The sequence below is a fragment of the Paraburkholderia sediminicola genome, assembly GCF_046026675.1.
In the GTDB taxonomy this organism is placed as follows: domain Bacteria; phylum Pseudomonadota; class Gammaproteobacteria; order Burkholderiales; family Burkholderiaceae; genus Paraburkholderia; species Paraburkholderia sediminicola_F.
Genome location: NZ_JAQQEY010000001.1, coordinates 2,870,786 through 2,893,391, shown reverse-complemented (window position 1 = coordinate 2,893,391; position 22,606 = coordinate 2,870,786). Strand labels below are relative to the sequence as shown.

The 22,606-nt window shown below is 63.0% G+C and carries 17 protein-coding genes; 13 read left to right on the top strand and 4 right to left on the bottom strand.

The window, feature by feature from the left end:
* Nucleotides 1-29 precede the first annotated feature (29 nt).
* From PQQ86_RS12405 to PQQ86_RS12365, 9 genes are all read left to right on the top strand, one after another.
* Complete coding sequence (locus tag PQQ86_RS12405) at nt 30-2,339, top strand: putative bifunctional diguanylate cyclase/phosphodiesterase (protein WP_408266962.1); 2,310 nt, start codon at nt 30-32, stop codon at nt 2,337-2,339.
* A gap of 232 nt (nt 2,340-2,571) precedes the next feature.
* Nucleotides 2,572-2,760, top strand: coding sequence for a hypothetical protein (locus tag PQQ86_RS12400; protein ID WP_408266960.1), 189 nt, complete (start codon nt 2,572-2,574; stop codon nt 2,758-2,760).
* 194 nt (nt 2,761-2,954) lie between these two features.
* Complete coding sequence (locus PQQ86_RS12395; RefSeq protein WP_408266957.1) at nt 2,955-4,355, top strand: FAD-containing oxidoreductase; 1,401 nt, start codon at nt 2,955-2,957, stop codon at nt 4,353-4,355.
* A 98-nt stretch (nt 4,356-4,453) separates the two neighbouring features.
* Nucleotides 4,454-4,792 (top strand): cupin domain-containing protein, encoded by a 339-nt coding sequence (locus tag PQQ86_RS12390; protein WP_408270246.1) that lies wholly within the window; start codon nt 4,454-4,456, stop codon nt 4,790-4,792.
* Between the two features lie 68 nt (nt 4,793-4,860).
* The gene (locus tag PQQ86_RS12385; protein ID WP_408266954.1) at nt 4,861-5,178 is read left to right on the top strand and encodes a hypothetical protein; all 318 of its coding nucleotides are present in this window, start codon (nt 4,861-4,863) and stop codon (nt 5,176-5,178) included.
* A gap of 84 nt (nt 5,179-5,262) precedes the next feature.
* Nucleotides 5,263-5,649 (top strand): DUF488 domain-containing protein, encoded by a 387-nt coding sequence (locus PQQ86_RS12380; RefSeq protein WP_408266952.1) that lies wholly within the window; start codon nt 5,263-5,265, stop codon nt 5,647-5,649.
* A 93-nt stretch (nt 5,650-5,742) separates the two neighbouring features.
* Entirely contained in the window at nt 5,743-6,318 is a 576-nt protein-coding gene (locus PQQ86_RS12375; protein ID WP_408266949.1) for a TMEM175 family protein, read from the top strand.
* A gap of 2 nt (nt 6,319-6,320) precedes the next feature.
* Complete coding sequence (locus PQQ86_RS12370) at nt 6,321-7,130, top strand: hypothetical protein (RefSeq protein ID WP_408266946.1); 810 nt, start codon at nt 6,321-6,323, stop codon at nt 7,128-7,130.
* Nucleotides 7,131-7,154: 24 nt separating this feature from the next.
* A complete protein-coding gene (locus tag PQQ86_RS12365; RefSeq protein ID WP_408266943.1) occupies nt 7,155-7,643 on the top strand; it encodes a metallophosphoesterase family protein in 489 nt (162 codons plus the stop codon).
* A 151-nt stretch (nt 7,644-7,794) separates the two neighbouring features.
* Here PQQ86_RS12365 and proP read toward each other — a convergent pair whose 3' ends face one another.
* From proP to argA, 3 genes are all read right to left on the bottom strand, one after another.
* Nucleotides 7,795-9,297: a glycine betaine/L-proline transporter ProP gene (gene proP / locus PQQ86_RS12360; protein ID WP_408266940.1), complete on the bottom strand. Its 1,503-nt coding sequence runs from the start codon at nt 9,295-9,297 to the stop codon at nt 7,795-7,797.
* Between the two features lie 721 nt (nt 9,298-10,018).
* Nucleotides 10,019-10,294 carry an oxidative damage protection protein gene (locus PQQ86_RS12355; RefSeq protein ID WP_054043359.1) on the bottom strand — a complete coding sequence of 92 codons (276 nt, stop codon included), beginning with the start codon at nt 10,292-10,294 and terminating at the stop codon, nt 10,019-10,021.
* A 103-nt stretch (nt 10,295-10,397) separates the two neighbouring features.
* Nucleotides 10,398-11,786, bottom strand: a complete 1,389-nt coding sequence (gene argA / locus PQQ86_RS12350) for an amino-acid N-acetyltransferase (RefSeq protein ID WP_054043361.1) — start codon at nt 11,784-11,786, stop codon at nt 10,398-10,400.
* 23 nt (nt 11,787-11,809) lie between these two features.
* On the opposite strand from argA, the gene hrpA reads away from it, so the two are divergent.
* Complete coding sequence (gene hrpA, locus PQQ86_RS12345; RefSeq protein WP_408266935.1) at nt 11,810-16,186, top strand: ATP-dependent RNA helicase HrpA; 4,377 nt, start codon at nt 11,810-11,812, stop codon at nt 16,184-16,186.
* A 270-nt stretch (nt 16,187-16,456) separates the two neighbouring features.
* On the opposite strand, the gene PQQ86_RS12340 is transcribed toward hrpA, so the two are convergent.
* Entirely contained in the window at nt 16,457-18,928 is a 2,472-nt protein-coding gene (locus PQQ86_RS12340; protein ID WP_408266932.1) for a YadA-like family protein, read from the bottom strand.
* Between the two features lie 623 nt (nt 18,929-19,551).
* Between PQQ86_RS12340 and PQQ86_RS12335 the strand changes: the two genes are divergently transcribed.
* The 3 genes from PQQ86_RS12335 to PQQ86_RS12325 all read left to right on the top strand — a co-directional run bounded on the left by PQQ86_RS12335 (nt 19,552) and on the right by PQQ86_RS12325 (nt 22,594).
* Nucleotides 19,552-20,571, top strand: coding sequence for a YVTN family beta-propeller repeat protein (locus PQQ86_RS12335; RefSeq protein ID WP_408266930.1), 1,020 nt, complete (start codon nt 19,552-19,554; stop codon nt 20,569-20,571).
* A gap of 46 nt (nt 20,572-20,617) precedes the next feature.
* Nucleotides 20,618-21,616, top strand: coding sequence for a sterol desaturase family protein (locus tag PQQ86_RS12330; RefSeq protein WP_408266928.1), 999 nt, complete (start codon nt 20,618-20,620; stop codon nt 21,614-21,616).
* 147 nt (nt 21,617-21,763) lie between these two features.
* Entirely contained in the window at nt 21,764-22,594 is an 831-nt protein-coding gene (locus PQQ86_RS12325; RefSeq protein ID WP_408266926.1) for an EI24 domain-containing protein, read from the top strand.
* The last annotated feature ends 12 nt before the right edge of the window (nt 22,595-22,606 follow it).

The window sequence follows — 22,606 nt, the reverse complement described above, 5'->3', positions numbered from 1 at the left end:
TTGCCGATGTGGGGTTAGGGGGCGCACAAATGACACGCGAAGCGACATCAGATAGCACGATGGGAGCAACGCCTGAGGGCACCCGCTACGGGCCGGATCGGGCCGAGGGGGTGTTGGCGTCGGAGCGTACGGTGTTGCGGCTGATTACCCGCAACACACCGCTGCCGGAATTGCTCGACGAAGTATGCCGCCGCGCGGAAGCGCTGCTCGGCGATGGTGCAACCTGTTCGATCCTGCTACTGGACGCGGACGGCGTACGCGCGCGCGTGGGCGGCGCGCCTTCGCTGCCGGCGCACTTCAGCGCCGCGATCGACGGCGTCCCGATCGGCCCGCGAGCCGGGTCCTGCGGCACGGCGATGTACGAGCGCCGCATGGTCGCCGTCGAAGATATCGAAACTGATCCGCTGTGGGCCGATTTCCGGCACCTCGCGCTGCCGCTCGGTTTGCGCGCGTGCTGGTCGGTGCCGTTTGAAAACGATGCCGGCGCGGTGCTGGGTGCGTTCGCTGTCTATCACCGCACGTCGCGCCGACCAAGCCCCGAAGAGGCGGCGATGCTCCACGACATTAGCCACAGTGTCGGTCTCGCCGTTCATCAGGACGCGATGGCGCAACGCCTCGCGCACAGCGAGGAGCATCACCGGCTGGTCGTCAACCATCTCAACGAAGGCATCATCGTGCAGTCGCGCGAGGGCGTGGTGCTGGCCTGCAATCCGAGTGCGCAACGCATTCTGCGGGCGAGCGCCGACCTGATCGGCCGCGACATTCTGACGGTGATGGTGCGCGCATATCACGAGGATGGTTCCGTCGTCACCGACGCCGATCGTCCGACCAGTCAGGTGCTGGCGACCGGCAAATCCAGGCTCGGCATCACGATCGGTCTGGAGCTAACGGACGGCGATGTCGTCTGGATTACTGAGAATGTCGTGCCGATCATCAAGCCGGGCGACAGCGAACCCAGCTCGGTGCTGATCTCGTTCACCGACATCGGGCCGGTGCGCGAGGCGCAACGGCAGCTCAAGTTTCTGGCCACCCGCGATCCGCTCACGGGCCTTTACAACCGCGCCTACCTGGCTGAGCGGATGCGTGATCTGTTCACGCCGGGTGAAGTGGCGGGCATGGGCGAGCTGGCGCGGGTCGCCGTGCTGTTCGTCGACCTGGACGGTTTCAAGAAGGTCAACGACACCGCCGGTCACGAGGCCGGTGATGCACTGCTGTGCAGCGTGGCGGAGCGACTGTCGGCGTGTGTCGCGCGCAACGATACGCTCGCGCGCGTGGGTGGCGACGAATTCGTGATCGTGGTTAGCGCTTACGAAAACACGGGCCGGCTGATCGCGCTCGCCCAGCGCATTCTCGACACGATCGCGGTGCCGTTCGCCGTGGCGGACAACGAGTACTACATGGGTGCGTCGATCGGCATCAGTCTGTTTCCCGAGGACGGCCAGGACGTGCCCACGCTGATGCGCAACGCCGACTCGGCGATGTACCACGCGAAACAATGCGGTCGCAACAATTTTCAGTTCTTCACCGCCGAGCTGAATCGGCATCTGCAACGCCGCTTCATGATCGAGCAGGCGTTGCGGCGCGCGCTCGCCACGGATGAACTGAGCCTCGTGTATCAGCCGATCGTCGACAGCCAGTGCGGCCGCACGATCGGCGCCGAGGCGCTGCTGCGCTGGTACAACAGCGAGCTGGGCAACGTCTCGCCGGTGGAATTCATCCCCGTGGCCGAAGACGCCGGCCTGATCGTCGAGATCGGTTCCTGGGTGCTGGCGCGGGCCTGTGAACAGGTCGCGCAATGGCGGCGTACGCTGGCGCCGGATTTGATCGTCGCGGTGAATCTGTCGCCGCGCCAGTTCAAAGGCGGGCTGGTGGAGCGGATCGAGCGCTGTCTCGAGGAGTCCGGGCTCGAGCCGGCGGCGCTGGAGCTGGAGATTACCGAGCGGCTGTTGATGAGCGACAGCGACGCCGTCCTGCCGATGCTCACTGCGTTGAGCGCGATGGGCGTGCGGATTTCCGTCGACGATTTCGGCACCGGCTATTCGTCGCTGTCGTATCTGAAGAGGTTTCCGCTGCATAACCTGAAGATCGACCGTTCCTTCGTCGCGGGGTTGCCGGATCATCGCGATTCGATCGCGATCACGCAGGCGGTGGTGGCGATGGCCCATTCGCTCGGCATGAATGTCACGGCGGAAGGTGTGGAAACCGCCGAGCAGGCGGCGTTTTTGCGCGGGATCGCTTGCGACAAGCAGCAGGGGTATTTTTATAGCCGGCCCGTGGGGGCGAGCGCTTATGCACGTAGCTTGCATGATGCGCAGGTGGGGCTGGCCAGCGCTTCATAGCTGTCCTGACGTCTCCGGGCACGGCCACAGGCGCCACAAACCCACTTCGCGTGAGGGGCTAATGTCGCAATCGGACTCGACTGCCGAGGGGATCCAGATTCGATTGTTCAGATTCGCAAACAAGTGCCTTCGCGTTCCCGGTATTTATCCGAGCCTCCGGTTTCCCTAAAATCCTCCCATCGAATGTACATTCCGCGTCGTGCCAGAACGGCCCAGCGCGATGGGAGCCGTTATGCCAGCCTTAATTCAGAACCAGCTTTATCGACCATCGGTGATCCTGCCGATGGTTGCCCTCATGCAAGTGATGGTGTCGCAGGATTTCAACCTCGGCCAGGTCGGCTGGGTCGTGGCCGCTCGCGGCGCGCAGGCCGCGCTGCAACGCTCGCGCGAGTTGATCTGCGCCGTGCATTGCCACGCCTGAACACAACGGGGCGCAATTTCCATCAATCGGCCGCGCCGGCCCATCGGCGGCGCGAAAACAGATCGGCAGCCGGCGCGCGAACGTCACCGCGCGCAGCAGAAGCAACAAGAGCGGGCGAGAAGGGGCGATAGCGGCAACGCGAGGCGCTGAGGGTAAGATGCTACGACCAGCACCCCAGCCTCGGGAGATCTGCCATGCCACAGCACTTCGACGCAGTCGTGATCGGTACGGGACAAGGCGGGACGCCGCTCGCTGTCCGTCTCGGTCAAAGCGGCCGTAAAACCGCGGTGATCGAACGCGGGGCCTTCGGCGGGACCTGCGTGAATGTCGGCTGCACACCCACCAAGTCTTATGTGGCCAGCGCCCGAGCGGCCCACGTGGCGCGCCACGCCGCGGACCTCGGCGTGCAGGTGAGCGGAGCGGTCAGCGTCGATCTGGCAGCGGTCAAGGTGCGCAAAGACGGGATCATCGGGCAATCGCGCGACGGCGTCGAGAAATGGCTGCGCGGTGCGGATAACGTCACCGTCTTCACGGGCCACGCGCGCTTTACCGGCGCGCATACGCTCGCCATCAGTAGCCCGGACGGCTCGGTGCGCGACGAACTCAGCGCCGACGAAATCTTCATCAATACCGGCACGCGCGCCGTCGTACCGCCGCTCAAAGGCCTTGAGCGCGTTCGCTACTACACCAACTCCAATCTGCTCGACCTGACGGAATTGCCGGATCATCTGGCGATTGTCGGCGGCAGCTATATCGCGCTCGAATTCGCCCAGATTTTTCGCCGCTTCGGCAGCCGGGTGACTGTGCTGGTGCGCGGCGAGCGCGTGCTCACGCGCGAGGATGCCGACTTCGCCAACTCCGTGCAGAAGGTGCTGGCGCGTGAAGGGATCGAGTTTGTCTTTGGCGTGCAGCCCTCGCGGGTCGAACCGCATCCGCATCACGAGAACGAGGTGTGCATCGGCTTTGAGCAGAACGTTCCCGCACTCGAAGCGTCGCACCTGCTGTTCGCCACCGGCCGTGAACCGAATACCGACGACCTCGGCCTCGACGTGGCCGGCATCGCGACGGACAGGCACGGCATGATTCCCGTCGACGGCCAGTTGCGCACCAACGTGCCGGGCGTCTGGGCGATCGGCGACATCAACGGACGCGGCGCCTTTACCCACACTTCCTACGATGATTTTCAGATCGTCGCCGCCAATCTGCTCGACGGCGGCGCGCGCAGCGTCGATACGCGGATCATGGCGTATGCGGTGTTCGTCGACCCGCCGCTCGCGCGCGTCGGACTCTCGGAGACCGACGTGCGCAAAGCCGGCCGCGACGCGCTAATCGCCACCATGCCGATGACGCGGGTGGGCCGCGCGCGCGAACGCGGTGAGACCGACGGTTTCATGAAGGTGCTGGTCGACCCGCAAAGCAAGCAGATTCTTGGCGCGGCGATCCATGGCATTGAAGGCGACGAAGCCCTGCACACGTTCATCGACATCATGACGGCCGGCGCGCCGTATCCGACCTTGCAGTACGCGATGCACATTCATCCGACCATCAGCGAACTGGTGCCGACCTTGCTCGATGGCCTCAAACCGATGAAATGAGCGGTGCACCTGGTGGCAAACCGGGGGCGAGCGCGATCGGCGAAAACGCGCAGCGAACTCAGGTAGCGAGCATAGCCGGAGCATAAGCGATGAAAGGCATGATCAGCAGCGGCAATCTCTTCGATCCCGGCGCGCCAGCGAGCCCTGACGAACAGATCGACGCGCTCGTGGAAGAGGCCGGTGTGAGCATTGAGCGGATCGTCTCGCGGGGGCACGCAAGCCCGCCGGACTTCTGGTACGACAGTCCGCGCGCCGAGTGGGTCGTGCTGCTCAGCGGCGCGGCGGCGCTCGAATTCGAGGGTGAGCGCGAGTTGCATCCGATGAAACCCGGCGACCACGTGCTGATCGACGCACATTGCCGGCATCGGGTGGCATGGACGAGCGACACGGAGCCGAGCGTGTGGCTGGCGGTGTACTACCCTGGCGTTTCAAGCTGACCGATAGCTGAGATCACGTCGCCATAACGGGATTAAACTCGAACTGGCACGTATCCTGGAGCGAGATCATGACTGATGCTGACCCCAAAAGTACTTTTCGCGGTCTTCCGTTGACCCCGGAACAGGACGCGGAAGTCAGACACTACATAAAAAAGCAGAAGCAACAGGGCGCGGAGTGGGACACGCCAGAGCTGTCGTCCATGCTTCGGGACATGCTGGAGCCGCCGGGCGATGACGACGGAGAATTCGATTCCGTCTTCGACGAAACGAAAGCCGCCGCTGAACGTGCAGCGTCCTCGATCGACGAGGCGATGGACCCGATCGAGGCGAGCGAAGAGCGGAACGCGGCGATGGAAATCGAGGCCATGAAGGGCTTGAGGCGCTGAGCCTGCATCGCAGAACCACTGACGAGCGCGTTGATCGACCCGACGGGGGAAGGTCGCGAGCCCACCACGGATCAGGCAAACAACATGAGCATCAGCATTGTCCAGCTTGGGTCTCCGAGAGCGGCCGACGAAGGGCTGCGTATCGGTACCGTTCGGCGACCGCCGCGCGGCGTACCCCGGGCCGAATTCGCCCCCCGCGACTATTACGATGTGTGGCTGCCCAATCTGTCGCCTGACGCGGACCTGGTCAAAGAAGCAAAGGCCGTTACCAGTGACCGCGATTGGGCCATGTTCGCGAAAAAATTCCGCGCGGAGATGAATGGTGGCGATGCCAGCAAGGTGTTGGACCTGCTTGCCGCCCTGTCAAAAACGACCAACTTTTCCGTTGGCTGCTATTGCGAGGACGAAAGCCGCTGCCATCGCAGCATTCTTCGTCAGTTGTTGGACGAGCGGGGTGCGCTCATAAGGTGAGGCGTGCGTACGCCGCCGGCCGGCATTCGACAAGTCCCGTTGTCATCGCCGATAATCGGTGGCGTAGCGACTACACAATCAGGAAACCGACCGATGGGCAAGGGACGCGTCGAAGCCTTCAGCGATGGCGTGATCGCCATCATCATCACGATCATGGTGCTCGAATTGAAGGTGCCGGACGGCTTCGATCTCGCCGCGCTGCGCCCCGTGATCCCCGTGTTCTGCGCCTACGTGCTGAGTTTCATCTACGTCGGCATCTACTGGAACAATCATCACCACTTGTTCCATACCGTGCAGAAGGTCAACGGCGCGGTGCTCTGGGCCAATCTCCATCTGTTGTTCTGGCTGTCGTTGCTGCCGGCCGTCACGCATTGGGTTGGCGAAAACCATCTCGCCGCCTGGCCGACCGCGATGTACGGCGCCGTGTTGTTCATGTCGGCGATTGCGTATTTCATTCTGACCCGCGTGCTGATCCGCGAGCACGGCACGGAGTCGACGCTCGCGAAGGCGGTCGGCAACGACTTCAAGGGTAAGGTCTCAGTCATCATCTATCTGGCGGGCATGGCGCTGGCATTCGTTCAGCCGTGGCTCTCGGCCGCGCTCTACACGCTGGCCGCGGCGTGGTGGCTGATACCTGACCGACGCATCGAACACCTGATGGAAGCGTAAGCATGTTGCTTACGCTCAAGCTCGCGCTGGTCCCCGCGTTTCTCGCCGCGCTGACGGTGGCGGGGCGTGTGTGGGGGCCGTCGGTGGCGGGATGGCTGGCGGGGCTGCCGGTGGTGTCCGGCCCGATCGTGTTGCTGCTTGCGCTGGAGCGTGGGCCGGCGTTCGCGGCGCTGGCGTCCGCGGCGTCGATTGCGGCGATCGCCGCATCCGAGGCGTTCAATTTTGCGTATGCGTGGACGTGTCGGCGTTCAGCATGGCCGCTTGCGCTCGCGGCCGGGATGCTGGGATGGGTTGGCGTGGCGATGGTGCTCACGCATTTGCCGGGTGGACTGATGTGGGCGGTGGCCGCGAGTTGTCTCGCTGTCGCCATTTCGCAAAGCGGCTTGCCGCGCGTCACGGGCCATGTGCCGGCGACGCGTCTCGGGCTCGGCGATCTTGCGCTGCGCATGCTCGCCGGCGCGTTGTTGACGTTGGCTGTGACTACGCTGTCTGCGTCGATGGGCGCGACATGGAGCGGGCTGCTGTCGGTGTTTCCTTTGCTCGGCATCGTCCTCGCGGTGTCGGCCCAGCGCGCGCATGGCGCGGACTTCGTCGCGTTGTTGACGCGCGGCATGGTGATCGGCCGCGGCTCGTTCGCAGCGTTCTTCGCCGTGACCGCGACGATGTTGCCGCATAACGGCGTGTGGTTGAGCTTTGCGTGTGCGGCGGGGGTGTCGATGGTGGTGCAGGGGGCAACCAGGCGGTTGCTTCGCGCGAAGCGGCCGGCGCAGGTGTTGACGCGTGAGCTTGCTGAACAGCAGTCGGCGGATTGAGGCCGTTTGGCCGATACTGACATTATGACTTCGCGCACCTCAAGCCCCGCAGCCACCCGAATCGGTTTGATCTCCGACACGCATAACCTCGTGCGCCCCGAAGTCCTGCAGTACCTTGCAGGGTGCGACGCGATCATCCACGCGGGCGATATCTGCAATCAGGCGGTGCTCGATGTGCTCGCGCAGATCGCGCCGGTCACCGCCGTGCGCGGCAATAATGACATCGGCGAGCCAGTCGCCTCGCTGCCGACGCACGTCAAGCTGACCGTGCACCAGGTGACGATCCTCGTCGTGCATGACATCGCCGACGTGGGCGACGATCCGCGCAGCGAAGGCATCGATGTGGTCGTGACGGGGCACTCTCACAAGCCGGCAATCAGTGAGCGCGACGGCGTGCTGTTCGTCAATCCAGGCAGCGCAGGGCCAAGGCGTTTCAAGTTGCCGATTTCCGCCGGCATGCTGATCGTTGAAGGTACGCGCGCCAGCGCAACGTTCGATTCTCTGGTGACGTAAAAAAGCGGGCCGGCAAATATCTGCCGGCCCGCTTTCGAACATGCTCACGCTTATTGCTGTGGTTGCCTGCCGCCGTCCGTCATAGCGCTTGCGGGCGATACGCGTACCACTTCAGTGGCTAGTTACTGCGCAACCGAGGCGCAACCCAGGATCAGGCACGCGCCGTAGCCGCGGAAGCGTAACCTTCATCCATCTCCGCTGCCTCACGCTCGCCGCGCAGCACCGCATGCGCTTCCGCACGCGTTGCCACGCACGGACCGGAGCCGAGCAACGGCTTGCGGGCCGTTTCGCGCAGCGCCAGCACCGATACGATACCGATCAACGACGCACCCATCAGGTAGTACGCGGGCATCATCAGATTGCCGGTGCCGTCGACCAGCCATGCGGTCACGAGCGGCGTCGTGCCGCCGAACAGCGACACCGAAATGTTGAAGCCGATCGCGAGCGCACCGTAGCGGATCTTGGTCGGGAACAGCGCCGGCAGCGCCGACGGCATCACGCCGGTAAAGCACGACAGCAGCACGCCGAGAATCATCAGGCCGCCGAACACCGGCAGCACCGTCCCCATGCGGATCAGCAGCAGCGCGGGAATCGACAGCACGAACAGACCCACGCAACCGAACAGCATCACCGGCTTGCGGCCGATCGTGTCGGACAGACGGCCGGCTGCCAGCGTCATCGGCATCATCAGCACCATCACGAGCAGCACGAGGAAGAGACCGTGCGTTTCGTTGAAGTGCAGCGTGGCCGACAGATAGCTCGGCAGATACGAGAGCGCCATGTAATCGGTGACGTTGAAGATCAGCACGAGGCCGACGCACAGCAGAAGCGGCTTCCATTGCTGCATCAGCAGCTCGCGGAACGATTGCTTCGGGAGCGCCTTGTCTTCGGCTTCGCGTTGCTCGGCCTGCTTCTTGAACGCAGGCGTTTCTTCGAGCTTCATCCGGATGTAGAGACCCACCAGACCCAGCGGGCCCGCGATCAGGAACGGCACACGCCAGCCCCACGAGAGGAGCGCCTCGTTCGAGAGCGTCGCCGTCAGAACCGCGACCGTACCCGCGCCGAGCACATAGCCGATCAGCGTGCCGAACTCGAGGAAGCTGCCCATGAAGCCGCGGCGCTTGTCTGTCGAGAATTCGGCGATGAAGGTCGCGGCGCCGCCGTATTCGCCACCCGTCGAGAAGCCCTGCACGAGGCGCGCGACCAGCAACAACGCCGGCGCGAAAATGCCGATCGTCGCGTAACTCGGGATCAGGCCGATCGCGAAGGTGCCGAGCGCCATCATGATCATGGTCATGGCCAGCACCCGCTGACGGCCGATGCGGTCGCCCAGCGGCCCGAACACCATGCCGCCGACCGGCCGCACGAGGAACGCCGCGGCGAACGTGCCGAAGGTGGCGATCAACTGGGCGGACGGGCTCGACGACGGGAAGAACACTTTGCCGAGCGTGACAGCGATATAGCTGTACACGCCGAAATCGAACCATTCCATCGCGTTGCCGAGCGCCATGGCGCCGACGGCCCGCTTGAGGAGAGATTTGTCGACGACGGTGATGTCGTCGAGTGAGAGGCGTTGTTCTTCTTTGTGATGTCGCCAGAAGCCGTTGCTGGAAGCGGTCAAGGTGAAAACTCCAATGACTGCGACGAAACTCATGAAAACGCGCATGAACGTTCCGCCACGGGTGCTGGGGAAGTGCAGTTTCGCGAGCAGAGCGATGGCGTCTCTCGCCCGAAGGCGATAGAAGGGGCGTGAAAAAGAAAACGGAACGCCCGTGCCTCGCGAATCATTCGCGAAAAAACACTCGTCTAGATTGTGCTGACTGTTGCAACTGCGTGGCCGTGGAAGGGGGGCAGATGCATGAGGACGCTGGGGTGGCTGAAAGCTGGCCCATGCGCCGCTGGAAGGCTCGAAACGAAAAAGGCCGGTGCTGGATCGCCGCTCTGGGTGCAAGCTCAAGCGGGGAAACGACCGACAAGCCTTCTTGTATAAAAAACTATTCAATCCGGCCCTCGGTACGCACTGCATGCCAAGTTTGAACTGAACCGTGACGCGGGGTGAAATGCTGGTGAATTGCTGTTGGAACGGTGCACATGATAGCACGATGACGGACGATCGTGCAAACCCAAGGTCCGGTCGGCGGCCCGGGGAGGGCGCTCAATCCCTTGCGTGACGGGGGATTCGGCGGATTGCGGCGGTATGGAAAAGAGGCTTAAAAGTGGCCGGAAATGGTCCAGTTAGTGAATTTTTACAAGGCTGGAAAGTGGCGAAATGCGTGGCGAAATGCGTGGGCAGACAGGCGAAAAAAATCCGCGCTCGCGGCGCGGATTTTTCATCAGGCTGGTCGCCAATCCTGGCTTGTAGCGCAGGAAAGCGCTTACTCGGCTGCCGGCGGCACGTAGCCCTGTGCCGTATCCGCGCCTTCGCCGAAGAAGAACTTCTCGGTCTGCTTCATCAGATATTGGCGTGCGCGCGGGTCGGCCATGTTCAGGCGGTTTTCGTTGATCAGCATGGTTTGCTGCTTCAACCAGGCCTGCCAGGCTTCCTTCGAAATGCTTTCGTAGATCCGCTTGCCAAGTTCGCCCGGCAGCGGCGGGAAATCGAGGCCTTCGGCTTCCTTGCCGAGCTTCGCGCATTGAACCGTACGAGTCATGCTGTGCTTCTCCTTTGTCGACCGGAGTTAGTGCTTTAGCACTTACTCCGGTCCCATGAAAAAAATAATTACCGTGGCGGGCAGTCGCTTTATATGAGGACGTTCAGAGCTGTTTCATCAGCACGAGCGACTTGCGCTGCCAGTTATAGAGTCGGCGGCGGTCTTCCGGCAGGTCGTCGACCGTGACCTTGACGAAGCCGCGCTTGAGGAACCAGTGTTCGGTGCGCGTAGTGAGCACGAAAATTCGCGTGAGGCCGCGTGCCCGGGCGCGTTGTTCGATGCGCTTGAGCAGGCGCTCTCCGTCGCCGGTGCCTTGTGCTTCAGGCGCGACCGTGAGGCAGGCCATTTCGCCGATGCGCTCCTGCGGGTACGGATACAGCGCCGCGCAGCCGAACAGCACGCCATCGTGCTCGATCACCGAGAAATGGTCGATGTCGCGTTCGATCTGGTGGCGGCCGCGCCGCACCAACGTACCGTCGGATTCGAGCGGCTCGATCAGGGAGAGAATGCCGCCGACGTCGTCCGGCGTGGCTTCGCGCAGGCTTTCGAGGTTCTCGTACGAGATCATCGTGCCCACGCCATCGTGCAGGAACAGTTCGAGCAGCAGGCTGCCGTCGAGCGCGTAGGGGATGATGTGCGCCCGCGCCACGCCGCCGCGGCAGGCGCGGATCGAATGTTTCAGATAGAAGCCCGCGTCGCCGGTGACTTCGCCGCTTTCATGCAGCTTGTAGGCGTCGTCGAGCGACAGTTCGCGAACCAGTACGGGTCCGTCTTCGCCGGTTTCCATCAGGCCCGGCGTCTCGGTCAGGAACACGATCTTGTCGGCGCGCAGCGCGATCGCCGCCGCCGAGGCGACGTCTTCCATCGACAGATTGAATGCCTCGCCGGTGGGCGAGAAGCCGAGCGGCGACAGCAGCACCAGCTTGCGGCTCGCGAGCGAATGGCGGATCGAATCCGCGTCGATCTTACGCACCACGCCGGTGTGGGCGAAATCGACGCCGTCCAGAATGCCGACCGGGCGCGCCGTCACGAAGTTGCCGGACACCACGCTGATGTGCGCGTGCGCCATCGGCGTGTTCGGCAAGCCCTGACTAATCGCCGCCTCGATATCCAGACGCACTTCGCCGGCCGCTTCTTTCGCGGACTCCAAAGCACGCGCGTCGGTAATGCGCATGCCGTGCGAAAACTCGGATTCCACGCCGTGCAGGCTCATCTGCTCTTCGACCTGCGGCCGCGAGCCGTGCACCAGCACGATCTGGATGCCCATGGCCTGCAGCAGCGCGATATCGGACACGAGCGCATTCAGGAGCCCCTGATGCACCACCTCGCCGCCGAAACCGACGACGAACGTCTTGTTCCGGAACGCATGGATGTAAGGGGCGACTGAGCGCATCCAGTCGACGAATTGCGCGTGCTGTGCGAGGTCTTCCGTTGCTCCGGCGGGGGCCGGAACGCTCGCGGGCGCGGGGACGAGGTCGGTTTGGGAATTCATGCCGGGGATTATAATGCGCCCCCATGTCGAATGTACCCAAAAGTCCCGCTACGGCGAACGAGAATGTGACGCCGGCCGCCGATCAGGTGAAGGCCGGCGACGCAAAGCGCCGCGATGCGCAGGACGCTAACCGCAACACGCCGGAAACGGCGCGCGAGCCGCGCCGTGCCGCGGAAGGCGCGCAAGCGTCGCCACAGAAAAATAATCCGCCGCGTGCGGCGCGCCGCGAAGCGGGCGCGCAGGCGCCGAAAGCTGCGCATGAAGGGCGCAAACAGCTGCCGCAGGGCGATGCTTCGCGCAGGCAACCGAATGCCGGAAGCGCTGCGCAGCCGCCGCGTCGTGCTGAAGGGCGCGCGCAAAATTCGCCGCAAGCAGGCGATGCGCAAGGCGGTCAGCCGCGTCGTGAACCACGCCCGCCGCGCGTTCAGCGCGTCGTCGAACCGAATCCGATTCCGCCGATCACATTCCCCGAAGCGCTGCCGGTTTCCGGCCGTCGTGAGGAGATCGCGCGGGCCATCGCGCAGAATCAGGTGGTGATCGTCTGCGGTGAGACGGGTTCGGGTAAGACGACCCAGTTGCCGAAAATCTGCCTCGAACTCGGGCGCGGCCTCGGCGCAGGCGGTACCGGGTTGATCGGTCACACCCAGCCGCGCCGGATTGCTGCATCGGCGACGGGCCGCCGTATCGCCGAAGAACTCGGCACGCCGTTCGGCGAAGTGGTCGGCTACAAGGTGCGTTTTACCGACAATCTGTCGCCGGGCGCGTCGGTCAAGTTGATGACCGACGGCATTCTGCTCGCCGAAACGCAGACCGATCCGCTGCTCAAAGCCTACGACACGCTGATCATCGACGAAGCGCACGAGCGCAGCCTGAACATCGATTTTCTGCTTGGCTACCTGAAGGAAATCCTCGTCAAGCGACCCGATCTGAAGCTGATCGTGACCTCGGCGACGATCGACGCGGATCGCTTCGCGCGTCATTTTGGCCGCGACGACAAACCCGCGCCGGTGATCGAAGTGAGCGGGCGTCTCTATCCGGTCGAGGTGCGCTATCGGCCGGTCGCGGAGGACAGCCCGGCGGTGAAGGCGGCGGAAGGTTCGTCCCCTTCTTTCCGTGAGCGCGAGCGGCCGAAGACCCAGCGCGAAACAGATCGCGATCTGATGGAAGCGATCGTCGATGCAGTCGACGAACTGTGCCGCGAAGGCCCCGGCGACGTGCTGGTCTTCCTGCCTGGCGAGCGCGAGATTCGCGATGCCGCCGAGGCGCTGCGCAAGCATCACCCGCCGCACACCGAAATTCTGCCGCTGTTCGCGCGCTTGTCCGCCGCCGAGCAGGAGCGCGTGTTCCGCACCTCGAACGCGCGCCGCATCGTGCTTGCGACCAACGTCGCCGAAACTTCGCTGACGGTGCCCGGCATTCGCTATGTGGTCGATACGGGCCTGGCGCGTGTGAAGCGCTACTCGTATCGCAACAAGGTCGAGCAGTTGCAGGTCGAGTCGATTTCGCAGGCCGCCGCGAATCAGCGGGCAGGGCGTTGCGGCCGCGTCGCGGATGGCATCTGTATTCGTCTGTACGAGGAAAGCGACTATCAGGGCCGCGTGCGTTTCACCGACCCGGAAATTTTGCGCTCGTCGCTGGCGTCGGTGATTTTGCGCATGAAGTCGCTGCATCTGACGGCGATCGAAACCTTCCCGTTCATCGAGCCTCCGCCGGGCCGTGCCATCGCCGACGGCTATCAACTGCTCAACGAACTGGGCGCCGTCGACGACGACAACCAGCTCACGCCGCTCGGCCGCGAACTCGCGCGCTTGCCGCTCGACCCGCGCGTGGGTCGGATGATTCTCGCCGCCCGCGATCAGCAGGCGTTGAAGGAAGTGCTGATCATCGCCAGCGCCTTGTCGGTGCAGGACCCGCGTGACCGGCCGATCGAGGCGCAGGAGCAAGCCGACCAGGCGCACCGCCGGTTCGCCGACGAGCGCTCAGAGTTCTTGCAATGGCTGAAGATCTGGAACTGGTTTGAAGAGGCGATCGCGCACAAGAAGTCGAACCGGCAATTGCAGGACGAGTGCCGCAAGAACTTCCTGTCGCAACTGCGCCTACGCGAATGGCGCGACGTGCATTCGCAATTGCTGACCGTGGTGCGCGAGCACGGCTGGCGGCTGAACGAAGCCGAAGCGACTTTCGAGCAGATTCACCTCGCGTTGCTGACCGGCCTGCTCGGCAACATCGGCCTGAAAGCCGACGACGAACCGTATTTCCTCGGCGCGCGCAGTATCAAGTTCTACCTCTGGCCGGGCTCAGCGCTGGTCAAGAAGGCCGGCAAGTGGGTGATGGCCGCCGAACTGGTCGAGACGAGCCGTCTGTACGCACGCTGCATCGCGAAGATCGAGCCGGAATGGATCGAAAAGATCGGTGAGCATTTGCTGAAGAAATCGTTGTCCGAGCCGCATTGGGAAAAGCGCGCGGCGCAGGTGTCGGCATTCGAGCGCGCGGTGCTGTACGGTCTGCCGATCTACCATCGGCGGCGCGTGAGCTTCGGCAAGCAGGACCCGGCGCGTGCGCGCGAGTTGTTCATTCGCGGCGCGCTGGTGGAAGGCGAGTTTGATACGAAACTCGCGTTCTTCGCGCACAACCGTAAGCTGCTCGCCGATATCGAGCAGCTCGAACACAAGTCCCGCCGCCAGGACGTGCTGGTCGACGACGAACTGATTTTCGGCTTCTACGATCAGGCGCTGCCGAAAGGCATCTATACGGGCGCGTCGTTCGAGCGCTGGTACCGCGACGAGGTGAAGAAGAGCGGTCAGCCGGAAGACAAGCTGCGTTTGCTGTATTTGTCGCGCGACGACCTGATGCGGCACGAGGCCGCCGGCGTGACGACCGATCTGTTCCCGAAGCGGATGACGATGGCCGGCGTCGAAATGTCGCTCACGTATCACTTCGAGCCGGGCTCGCCGCGCGACGGTGTGACACTCGCGGTGCCGCTGTATGCGCTGAATCAGGTCGATGCACGGCGCTGCGAATGGCTCGTGCCCGGCATGCTGAAAGAAAAGACGCAACTGCTGCTGAAATCGTTACCGCAGAAGCTGCGGCGCCACTGCGTGCCGCTGCCCGAGTTCGCGGCGGGTTTCGTCGAACGGCATAGTGGTCCGCGCTTCGGCGCGGGCGGTTTGCTCGAAACGCTGATCGCCGACGTTCGTGAGCAGACTCAGGTCGCGATGAAGCAATCGGACTTCAAGCTCGAAACGCTGACGCCGCATCTGTTCATGAACTTCAAGGTCGTCGACGAGCACGGGCGGCAGCTTGCGATGGGCCGGAACATGTCGCAACTGCGTGCTGAACTTGGTGGTCAGGCGCAGCAGCATTTTCAGAAGATCGCGTCGGGTGCGGCTGGAGTGGCGTTGGCGGACGCGGGCGGCGGTGGCGGCGTGGCCGCTAGCGCGCAAGCGAGCGGAGCCGCCGGCGCGGCAAACGGTGCGGCTTCGCGAGGCAAGGGCACCGCTGCGTCAGGTCCGCAAACTGCGTCGCAAGACGGCGCAGCGGGCACCGCGCTGTACGAAAAACTGACGACGTGGAATTTCGGCAAGCTCCCCGAGTTGCTCGAAATTCGCCGTGGCGGGCAGACGTTGTTCGGTTATCCGGCGCTAGTGGATCGCGGTACGCACTGTGACGTCGAGGTATTCGATTCACCGGACGAAGCCGCGCGCATCCATCGCGCCGGGCTGCGGCGATTGTTCGCGTTGCAACTGAAAGAACCGATCAAGTACCTGGAGAAGAATCTCCCCGGTCTGCGCGAAATGGCGATGCAGTTCATGCCGCGCGGCACTCAGGAGGAGTTGCGCGATCAACTGATCGACACAGCACTCGACCGCGCCTGTCTGCAAGATCCGCTGCCGGCCGATGACGTCAGCTTCCACACGCGCCGCGACGAAGGCCGCAGCCGTCTGACTTTGCTAGCTCAGGAAATTGCCCGCCTCGTTGGGCAGATTCTCAGCGAATACGCGACCGTGACGAAAAAGCTGGTGCAGGCGAAGACGTTCACGGCTGCGCATGCGGACATGCAGAACCAACTGGATGGTCTGATCGGCAAACGCTTTGTGGTCGATACGCCATACGCGCAGTTGACGCACTTTCCGCGTTACCTGAAGGGCATTGCGCTGCGCATCGACAAGCTGAAGGCGGACTCCGCGCGCGACGCACGGCAGTTCGCCGAATTTCAGCCACTGTTGCAGAACTACCAGCGCGCGCTCGCGCAACGCGGCGGCGTGCTGGATACGCGCTTGTCGGAATTCCGCTGGCTGCTGGAGGAACTGCGGATTTCGCTGTTCGCGCAGGAGTTGCGTACGCCGATGCCGGTTTCGGTGAAGCGTCTCTACAAAGTTTGGGAATCGATGCAGCGCTGAGCGCCGGACGGCGTGGAACCGATGCGGCGCCGAGCGGCGTAGGGAATGGGGCGCCGCAGGTGTTCGATTCGGTTGCCTAAGGTTAGCCGATGCGGTCCCACAGGTGGCGTCGAGCAAAAAAACGCGCGACGCCATTCCTTTCGAGAATGATGTCACGCGCAAAAGGCGCGAGTTCTTGCGGGCCCGCGCCAGCTCGCTGCTAGTACGGCAATGCTATTGGGCGAGGCGTGACGGGTTCCGAGCGAACCAGTCACGCTTCTTGCCGAAGTTTTACCAGTGCATGCCCGCGCCGACCGACGCACCGAATTGACCACGCGAGTCGGTCGTCCCTTGCACCTTGTAGACCCACTTGCCGGTTTCCGACAGTTGCGATACACCGATGGCCATTGCCGACTGGCCGCCATATGTGCCACCCGCAATCGCCACCATGCCGTGACCCGGCAAGACCGCCTGCGGCAAACCTGCTGCAGCCAGCGCCGATGCCGTGCCACCGTATGAATCGCGCCGGGCCGAGCGGATCTGGTCGTCGGTGTAGCTATTTGCCTGGCTGACCGCGCCGCTTACGCTCTGCTGCAACTGATTGACGTTGACGGCGTCCGTGCCTTGTACGCCGGCTGCGACATTCGTGATCTGACGCTCCTGGCCCGCCGCGCCGACCGAAACCGTGTTCGCCCGATCCGCGACCGAGCCTTGGCCCAATGCCACTGAGTTGTCTGCGCTGGCGTTTGCTGCGGCGCCGAGCGCAGTGGCGTTGCTGCCGCTTGCGACCGAGTTCGCGCCGATCGCCACGGTATTGGTGCCCGTGGCTTGTGCGTTCGCGCCGGAAGCGACTGAATGCGTGCCGCTTGCCAGGGCGCCTTCCGTATCGCGGTCGCCTTCCGCGCTGAAGAACGGATTGGCCGTGTTGACTGTGATGTCGTTGACCGCGCCGTTGATGGCCGCGTTCAACTGGCCGAGGTTGACGGCGTCGCTTGTATCCACGCCGTCGGCGACGTTATGGATCATCGTGCCACCGCTCGTTGTATCGCCGAGCGTGACGCTATTCCTGTTGACGCTGCCGTCTGCATTTTTGTCGTACATCACGGCGCCATCGAGCCTGGCGTCGGTCTGCGCGGTAACTTCCTTCAGTTGGGCAACGTTGACGGCGTCGGTGTCGGCGGTGCCGGCTGCGACATTGGTGATCTGACGTTCTGCGCCGCTTGCCCCGACAGAGACGGTGTTAGCACGATCGGCGACCGAGCCTTGGCCCAACGCGACCGAGTTGGCCGCGACGGCATTTGCGTTATAGCCGAGGGCCGTCGAGCCGTCGCCTACTGCCGTGGCGAGGGTGCCGACGGCCATGCTGTTGTCCCCTTGTGCCCACGAGGAGGTGCCGGCTGCAAATGACGCGCGGCCGGAAGCATTGGCATAGGCGCCGATCGCGACCGAGTGCTCGCCGTTGGCGATGGCATCGTCCGAGCCGTCATTGGCGCCGCCTGCCTTGAAATAGCGCGAGGCGTCGGCGGCAGCGGCATTCAGCTGGCTCAGGTTGACGGCGTCGGTCGCTTCGGTGCCGGCTGCGACGTTGGTGATTTGACGTTCTGCGCCGCTTGCCCCGACAGAGACGGTGTTAGCACGATCGGCGACCGAGCCTTGGCCCAACGCGACCGAGTTGGCCGCGACGGCATTTGTCTTGTAGCCGAGGGCCATCGAGCCGTCGCCCGCGGCCGTGGCGAGGGTGCCGACAGCCGTGCTGTTGTCCCCCTTTGCCCACGAGGCGGTGCCGGCTGCAAATGACGCGTGACCGGAAGCGTTGGCATAGGCGCCGATCGCGACAGACTGGTCGCCGTTTGCGATGGCGTCATCCGAGCCGTCATTGGCACCGCCTGCCTTGAAATAGCGCGAGGCGTCGGCGGCAGCGGCATTCAACTGGCTCAGGTTGACGGCGTCATTAGCTTCGGTGCCGGCTGCGACGTTGGTTATCTGGCGCTGCTGTGTGGCTGAGCCGACCGACACCGTATTCGCCAGAGTAGCCACTGAGCCTTGGCCTAGTGCAACGCTGCCGTCGGCGGAAGCGGTAGCGCCAAGGCCAACGGCGACCGCGCCGCTTTTATTCGCGAGCGCATTGGCGCCGAGCGCCGTGCTGCCACCGTCAAGCGCATAGGAGTTGGCGCCAAATGCGCTCGCTTGCGGGCCGTTCGCGCGGGAATAGGAGCCGATGGAGACCGAATCAGAACTTTGCGCCTCCGCCGTATAGCCGAGCGCAACCGAATTCTCGCCATTAGCCTGCGCTAACGCGCCGACGGCCGTTGCACCCACGCCCTTCGCGATGGCGAAGTTGCCTACGCCGGTGCTGAAATCAGCGTCGGCCAGGGCCGTCATCCCGGCTGCGAATGCACCTTCGCCGTTGCTTTCCGCCTTGAACCCGAGCGCGATCGCGGCCGTGTTCGTTGCCGTTGCCCAGTTACCGATCGCGACGGAGCCCGAACCCGATGCGCTCGATCCTACGCCCGCTGCCACCGAGCCCGGTCCCGAGGCTGTCGCATCGGGATCAACGGCCGGAATGACCGCGCCGGCAGCGAAGTAAACCGTGTCCGCCTGCGCGACCGGCACACCGCCCAGCAACATTGCACTGGCCAGCACAGCCTGCGCCAACACCAGCTTCCGAGCCGTTCCGCGCTTTGTCTTCGACCGAGCCGTTTCCGACGTGGCTACCCACGTTCCCGTCGCTTCACACCAAACCGATTTGTAAATCTTGTTCATGCTTTTTGAAAACTCCGCGGAATTACGAGTGTGGACAATGCGTGAAGGCATTTTGATTCGGAGGGGGTCATCGCCCTCAATATGTCGTCGCGCACAAAATAAAACATGTCGGCCGCGGTTTCTCCGGTGTCCGTTTTTTCGTGTCCTGCTGAATTTTTCGCGCGTCCGAATCGCCTGCTTCACGCTCTTAGGTCCACAGGATTAAGTGCATGGGCGATGATCGGCGGGATTGTCAGGTGTGGCGGGGGAGAGGCGGAATAAGCCAATTCCTAAAGGATTGAAAACAAATAATTGATTGTAATTTGATTTTATTAATTGTTATTTGAGTGTATAAAATTAAGAAATGTAAAGATAAATCTTGGTTTTTCTTAGGTGTGTTTTAAGAAATTGAGAATGTAATAATCCATTGTTTTGATTGAAATGGATGGCATTGAGAAAATCGAATGGGGGTCTTCTTACGCGAAGCTGACCTTATGTCAGCAGTGCAGCGGAATATCCTGACAGTCTGGTGCCCGCATCCCGCCTGATTTCCGTTTTCCCCCGCACGTCGCACCCGCATCCACGTCAACCGCTGGTCACAGCAAACGTTCTACAATGACGGTTGTTCTCCGAAGTGAGTTTTCATGCGTAAATTTTTTCTTCCCGGCTTGACTGCCACGTTCGCCGCAGGCGCGGCGCTGGTCGCCGCCGCAGGCTTTTTTTCTCCGGCGGCTTTCGCCAACAACGTGATCGTGCTCAATTCCGGCGAAGCCACGCTTAGCCTGATCGACGAGACCACCCGCCAGGTCATCGGCACGGTGCCGACGGGCAAGGAACCGCATCACCTGATGGCCACGCCGGACAACTCGTCGCTGATCGTCGCCAACTCGGTGTCGAACAATCTGATGTTCGTCGATCCGAAGTCGGGCCAGGTCCAGCGCTGGGTCGAGAACATTGAGGACCCGTACCAGATCGGTTTTTCGCCCGACCGCAAGTGGCTCGTCACCACCGGGCTGCGTCTGGACCGCCTCGACATCTATCATTACGACAGCCAGAAGAACCAGATGACGCTGGCCTCGCGCCTGCCGCTCGCGGTGATGCCGAGCCACATGGCGTTCACCAATGACAGCAAGACGGTGTTCGTTACGCTGCAGGTGTCGGGCGAGCTGGCCGCTATTGATCTGGCTACGCAAACCGTCAAGTGGAAGATGAAAGTCGGCAAGGTGCCGGCCGGCCTGTGGATGACCCCGGGCGAAAAATATCTGCTGATCGGCATGACCGGGGCGGACTACGTCGCGGTGGTCGACTGGCGCAACCAGAAAATCGTCAAGACGATCCAGACCGGCAAGGGCGCGCACAACTTCCGCTCGCTGGTCGACGGCAAGCATGTGGCGGTGTCGAACCGCGTCGCGAGCACGATCAGCATCATCGACGAAGACACGCTCACCAACGTCGGCGATATCACCGGTTTGATGCCGGGGCCGGACGACATGGAACTTTCCGCGGACAAACGCTATCTGTGGGTGACCTTCCGCTTCGCGAAGCATATCGGCATCATCGACCTGAACACGCGTAAGCTGATCCAGACGATAGCCGTCGGCCGTTCGCCGCACGGTATCTATTTCTTCAATCGCGCGCCGATCACGGCGCCGAACGGCGCGTGACGCCGTAACAGGCAAACCGCCAGGAATGAAGTAACAGGCCAGCACCATGTTCCATCTGATTTTTTCTTCTCTCGACAGCTTCGTCTCGGCGGTGCAGACGCTGCTGTACGTCGACGTGGTGCAGCCGCTGCTATTCCACTTCAACTTGATGGACTATGACGAAGATACCTATGACAGCCTGTATTGGGTGATCGTGGGCGTCTTCGAGGTGCTGGCGATGTACGCGGTGCTGCGTCCGCTCGAGATGCTCCGTCCGGTGGAGCGGTGGGAAAACCGCAAGGCCGTGCGCGTCGACGTGATTTACACGTGGATCGCCAAGCTCGGCATCCTGAACCTGTTCTTCTTTTTCGCGCTGCAGCCGTTCTTCGACACTGTGCAGGCCTGGCTGCGTCTGCACAACATCGCGAATATCGAATTCGACAATCTGTGGCCGGGCGTCACCACGCAGCCGCTCGTCACGTTCGTGATGTATCTGCTCGTGCTCGATTTCGCGGGGTACTGGTACCACCGCTGGGAACACCGGATCGGCGTGTGGTGGGAATTGCACGCGGTGCATCACAGCCAGCAGCAAATGTCGCTGTGGTCCGACGACCGTAACCATCTGCTCGACGACGTGTTGCAAGCGTCGTTCTTCGCGGTGATTGCGCTGGTGATCGGCGTGCCGCCGTCGCAATTCGTCGTGCTGGTGGCAATCACGAACCTGGCGCAGAGCGTGCAGCACGCGAACATTCGTCTGTACTTCGGCTGGCTTGGCGAGCGCCTGCTGGTCAGCCCGACTTTCCATCGCAGGCACCATGCGATCGGCTACGGCCATGAAGGCCTGAACTACGGTTGTAACTTCGGCGTGCTGTTCCCGTGGTGGGACATGCTGTTTCGCAGCGTGTCCTGGAGCCGGGAGATGGAGCCGACCGGCATCGCCGACCAACTCGAAGGCCGACGCTACGGCGACGGTTTCTGGGCGCAGCACTGGCTTGCCTTCGTGCGCATCGCCGGGCGGCTTGCGCCGAAGCGTCGCTCCGAAGGCAGCGACGCCGCCCCGGTTTGAGCATTCTTCCTCTCGCGGCGCCGGTTTTCCCGGCGGCGCGTCACGTGGTTTATCCTGTTCACGTTTGTGCGCGCGACCTTGGCCTCGTGGCCGGTGCGTTGCGGCATTCTCCTTATTCCATCGTTTCGTTCACCGGCAATGGCTCGCATGAATGATCTGTTGCGCTCGCTCGGGCGCGCGCTCACAAGCGCGCTCCACCCGCGCATGCTCTGGCTGACCTTCCTGCCGTTTCTGGCGGCAACGGTCGGGTGGGGCGTGATCCTGTGGTTTTCCTGGCAGACGCTGATCGGTGCCACCCGCACGTGGCTCGAAAGCTGGTCGTTCACGGTCACGCTTTATCATCTGTTCGACTGGCTCGGTTTTTCGGCGCTGCACACGGCGATCGCGCCGTTCATCGTGATTGCGATGGCGATTCCACTGATCGTCGTCACGGTGCTGCTATTGATCGCCACGCTGTCGATGCCGGCGGTGATCCGCTTTCTGTCGGCGCGGCAATTCCCCGGCCTTGAAATGCGCCGTGGCGGAACGTGGTACGGTAGCCTGGGCCAGGCATTGTGGACCACGCTGGTTTGTCTGGTGCTGCTTGTGGTCACATTGCCGCTCTGGCTGGTGCCGCCCTTCTTCGCGCTGATTCCGCCGCTCCTGTGGGGTTGGCTGACGTATCGCGTGATGAGCTACGACGCGCTCGCGCTGCATGCCACGCGTGACGAGCGGCGCGCGCTGGTGAGACGCTTCCGGTTTCCGTTGCTGTTGATCGGCATTGCGAGTGGACTGCTGGGGTCGCTGCCGACGCTGCTGTGGGCGTCGTCGGTATGGCTGATCGTGCTGTTCCCGGTGATCACCGCGGTGACGATCTGGATCTACGCGTTCATCCTCGTGTTTTCGGCGTTGTGGTTCGGCTACTACTGTTTGCGCGCGCTGCAACGCATGCGCGCGGAAGAGCACGGCCCGCGGCACGCGGCGCCGGTTCCCTACTGATGAATTACTGAC

Excerpts from the sequence above, each read along its gene's own strand:
- PQQ86_RS12405 (WP_408266962.1), top strand. The coding sequence starts at position 30 with ATGACACGCGAAGCGACATCAGATAGCACGATGGGAGCAACGCCTGAG.
- PQQ86_RS12400 (WP_408266960.1), top strand. The coding sequence starts at position 2,572 with ATGCCAGCCTTAATTCAGAACCAGCTTTATCGACCATCGGTGATCCTG.
- PQQ86_RS12395 (WP_408266957.1), top strand. The coding sequence starts at position 2,955 with ATGCCACAGCACTTCGACGCAGTCGTGATCGGTACGGGACAAGGCGGG.
- PQQ86_RS12390 (WP_408270246.1), top strand. The coding sequence starts at position 4,454 with ATGATCAGCAGCGGCAATCTCTTCGATCCCGGCGCGCCAGCGAGCCCT.
- PQQ86_RS12385 (WP_408266954.1), top strand. The coding sequence starts at position 4,861 with ATGACTGATGCTGACCCCAAAAGTACTTTTCGCGGTCTTCCGTTGACC.
- PQQ86_RS12380 (WP_408266952.1), top strand. The coding sequence starts at position 5,263 with ATGAGCATCAGCATTGTCCAGCTTGGGTCTCCGAGAGCGGCCGACGAA.
- PQQ86_RS12375 (WP_408266949.1), top strand. The coding sequence starts at position 5,743 with ATGGGCAAGGGACGCGTCGAAGCCTTCAGCGATGGCGTGATCGCCATC.
- PQQ86_RS12370 (WP_408266946.1), top strand. The coding sequence starts at position 6,321 with ATGTTGCTTACGCTCAAGCTCGCGCTGGTCCCCGCGTTTCTCGCCGCG.
- PQQ86_RS12365 (WP_408266943.1), top strand. The coding sequence starts at position 7,155 with ATGACTTCGCGCACCTCAAGCCCCGCAGCCACCCGAATCGGTTTGATC.
- proP (WP_408266940.1), bottom strand. The coding sequence starts at position 9,297 with ATGAGTTTCGTCGCAGTCATTGGAGTTTTCACCTTGACCGCTTCCAGC.
- PQQ86_RS12355 (WP_054043359.1), bottom strand. The coding sequence starts at position 10,294 with ATGACTCGTACGGTTCAATGCGCGAAGCTCGGCAAGGAAGCCGAAGGC.
- argA (WP_054043361.1), bottom strand. The coding sequence starts at position 11,786 with ATGAATTCCCAAACCGACCTCGTCCCCGCGCCCGCGAGCGTTCCGGCC.
- hrpA (WP_408266935.1), top strand. The coding sequence starts at position 11,810 with ATGTCGAATGTACCCAAAAGTCCCGCTACGGCGAACGAGAATGTGACG.
- PQQ86_RS12340 (WP_408266932.1), bottom strand. The coding sequence starts at position 18,928 with ATGAACAAGATTTACAAATCGGTTTGGTGTGAAGCGACGGGAACGTGG.
- PQQ86_RS12335 (WP_408266930.1), top strand. The coding sequence starts at position 19,552 with ATGCGTAAATTTTTTCTTCCCGGCTTGACTGCCACGTTCGCCGCAGGC.
- PQQ86_RS12330 (WP_408266928.1), top strand. The coding sequence starts at position 20,618 with ATGTTCCATCTGATTTTTTCTTCTCTCGACAGCTTCGTCTCGGCGGTG.
- PQQ86_RS12325 (WP_408266926.1), top strand. The coding sequence starts at position 21,764 with ATGAATGATCTGTTGCGCTCGCTCGGGCGCGCGCTCACAAGCGCGCTC.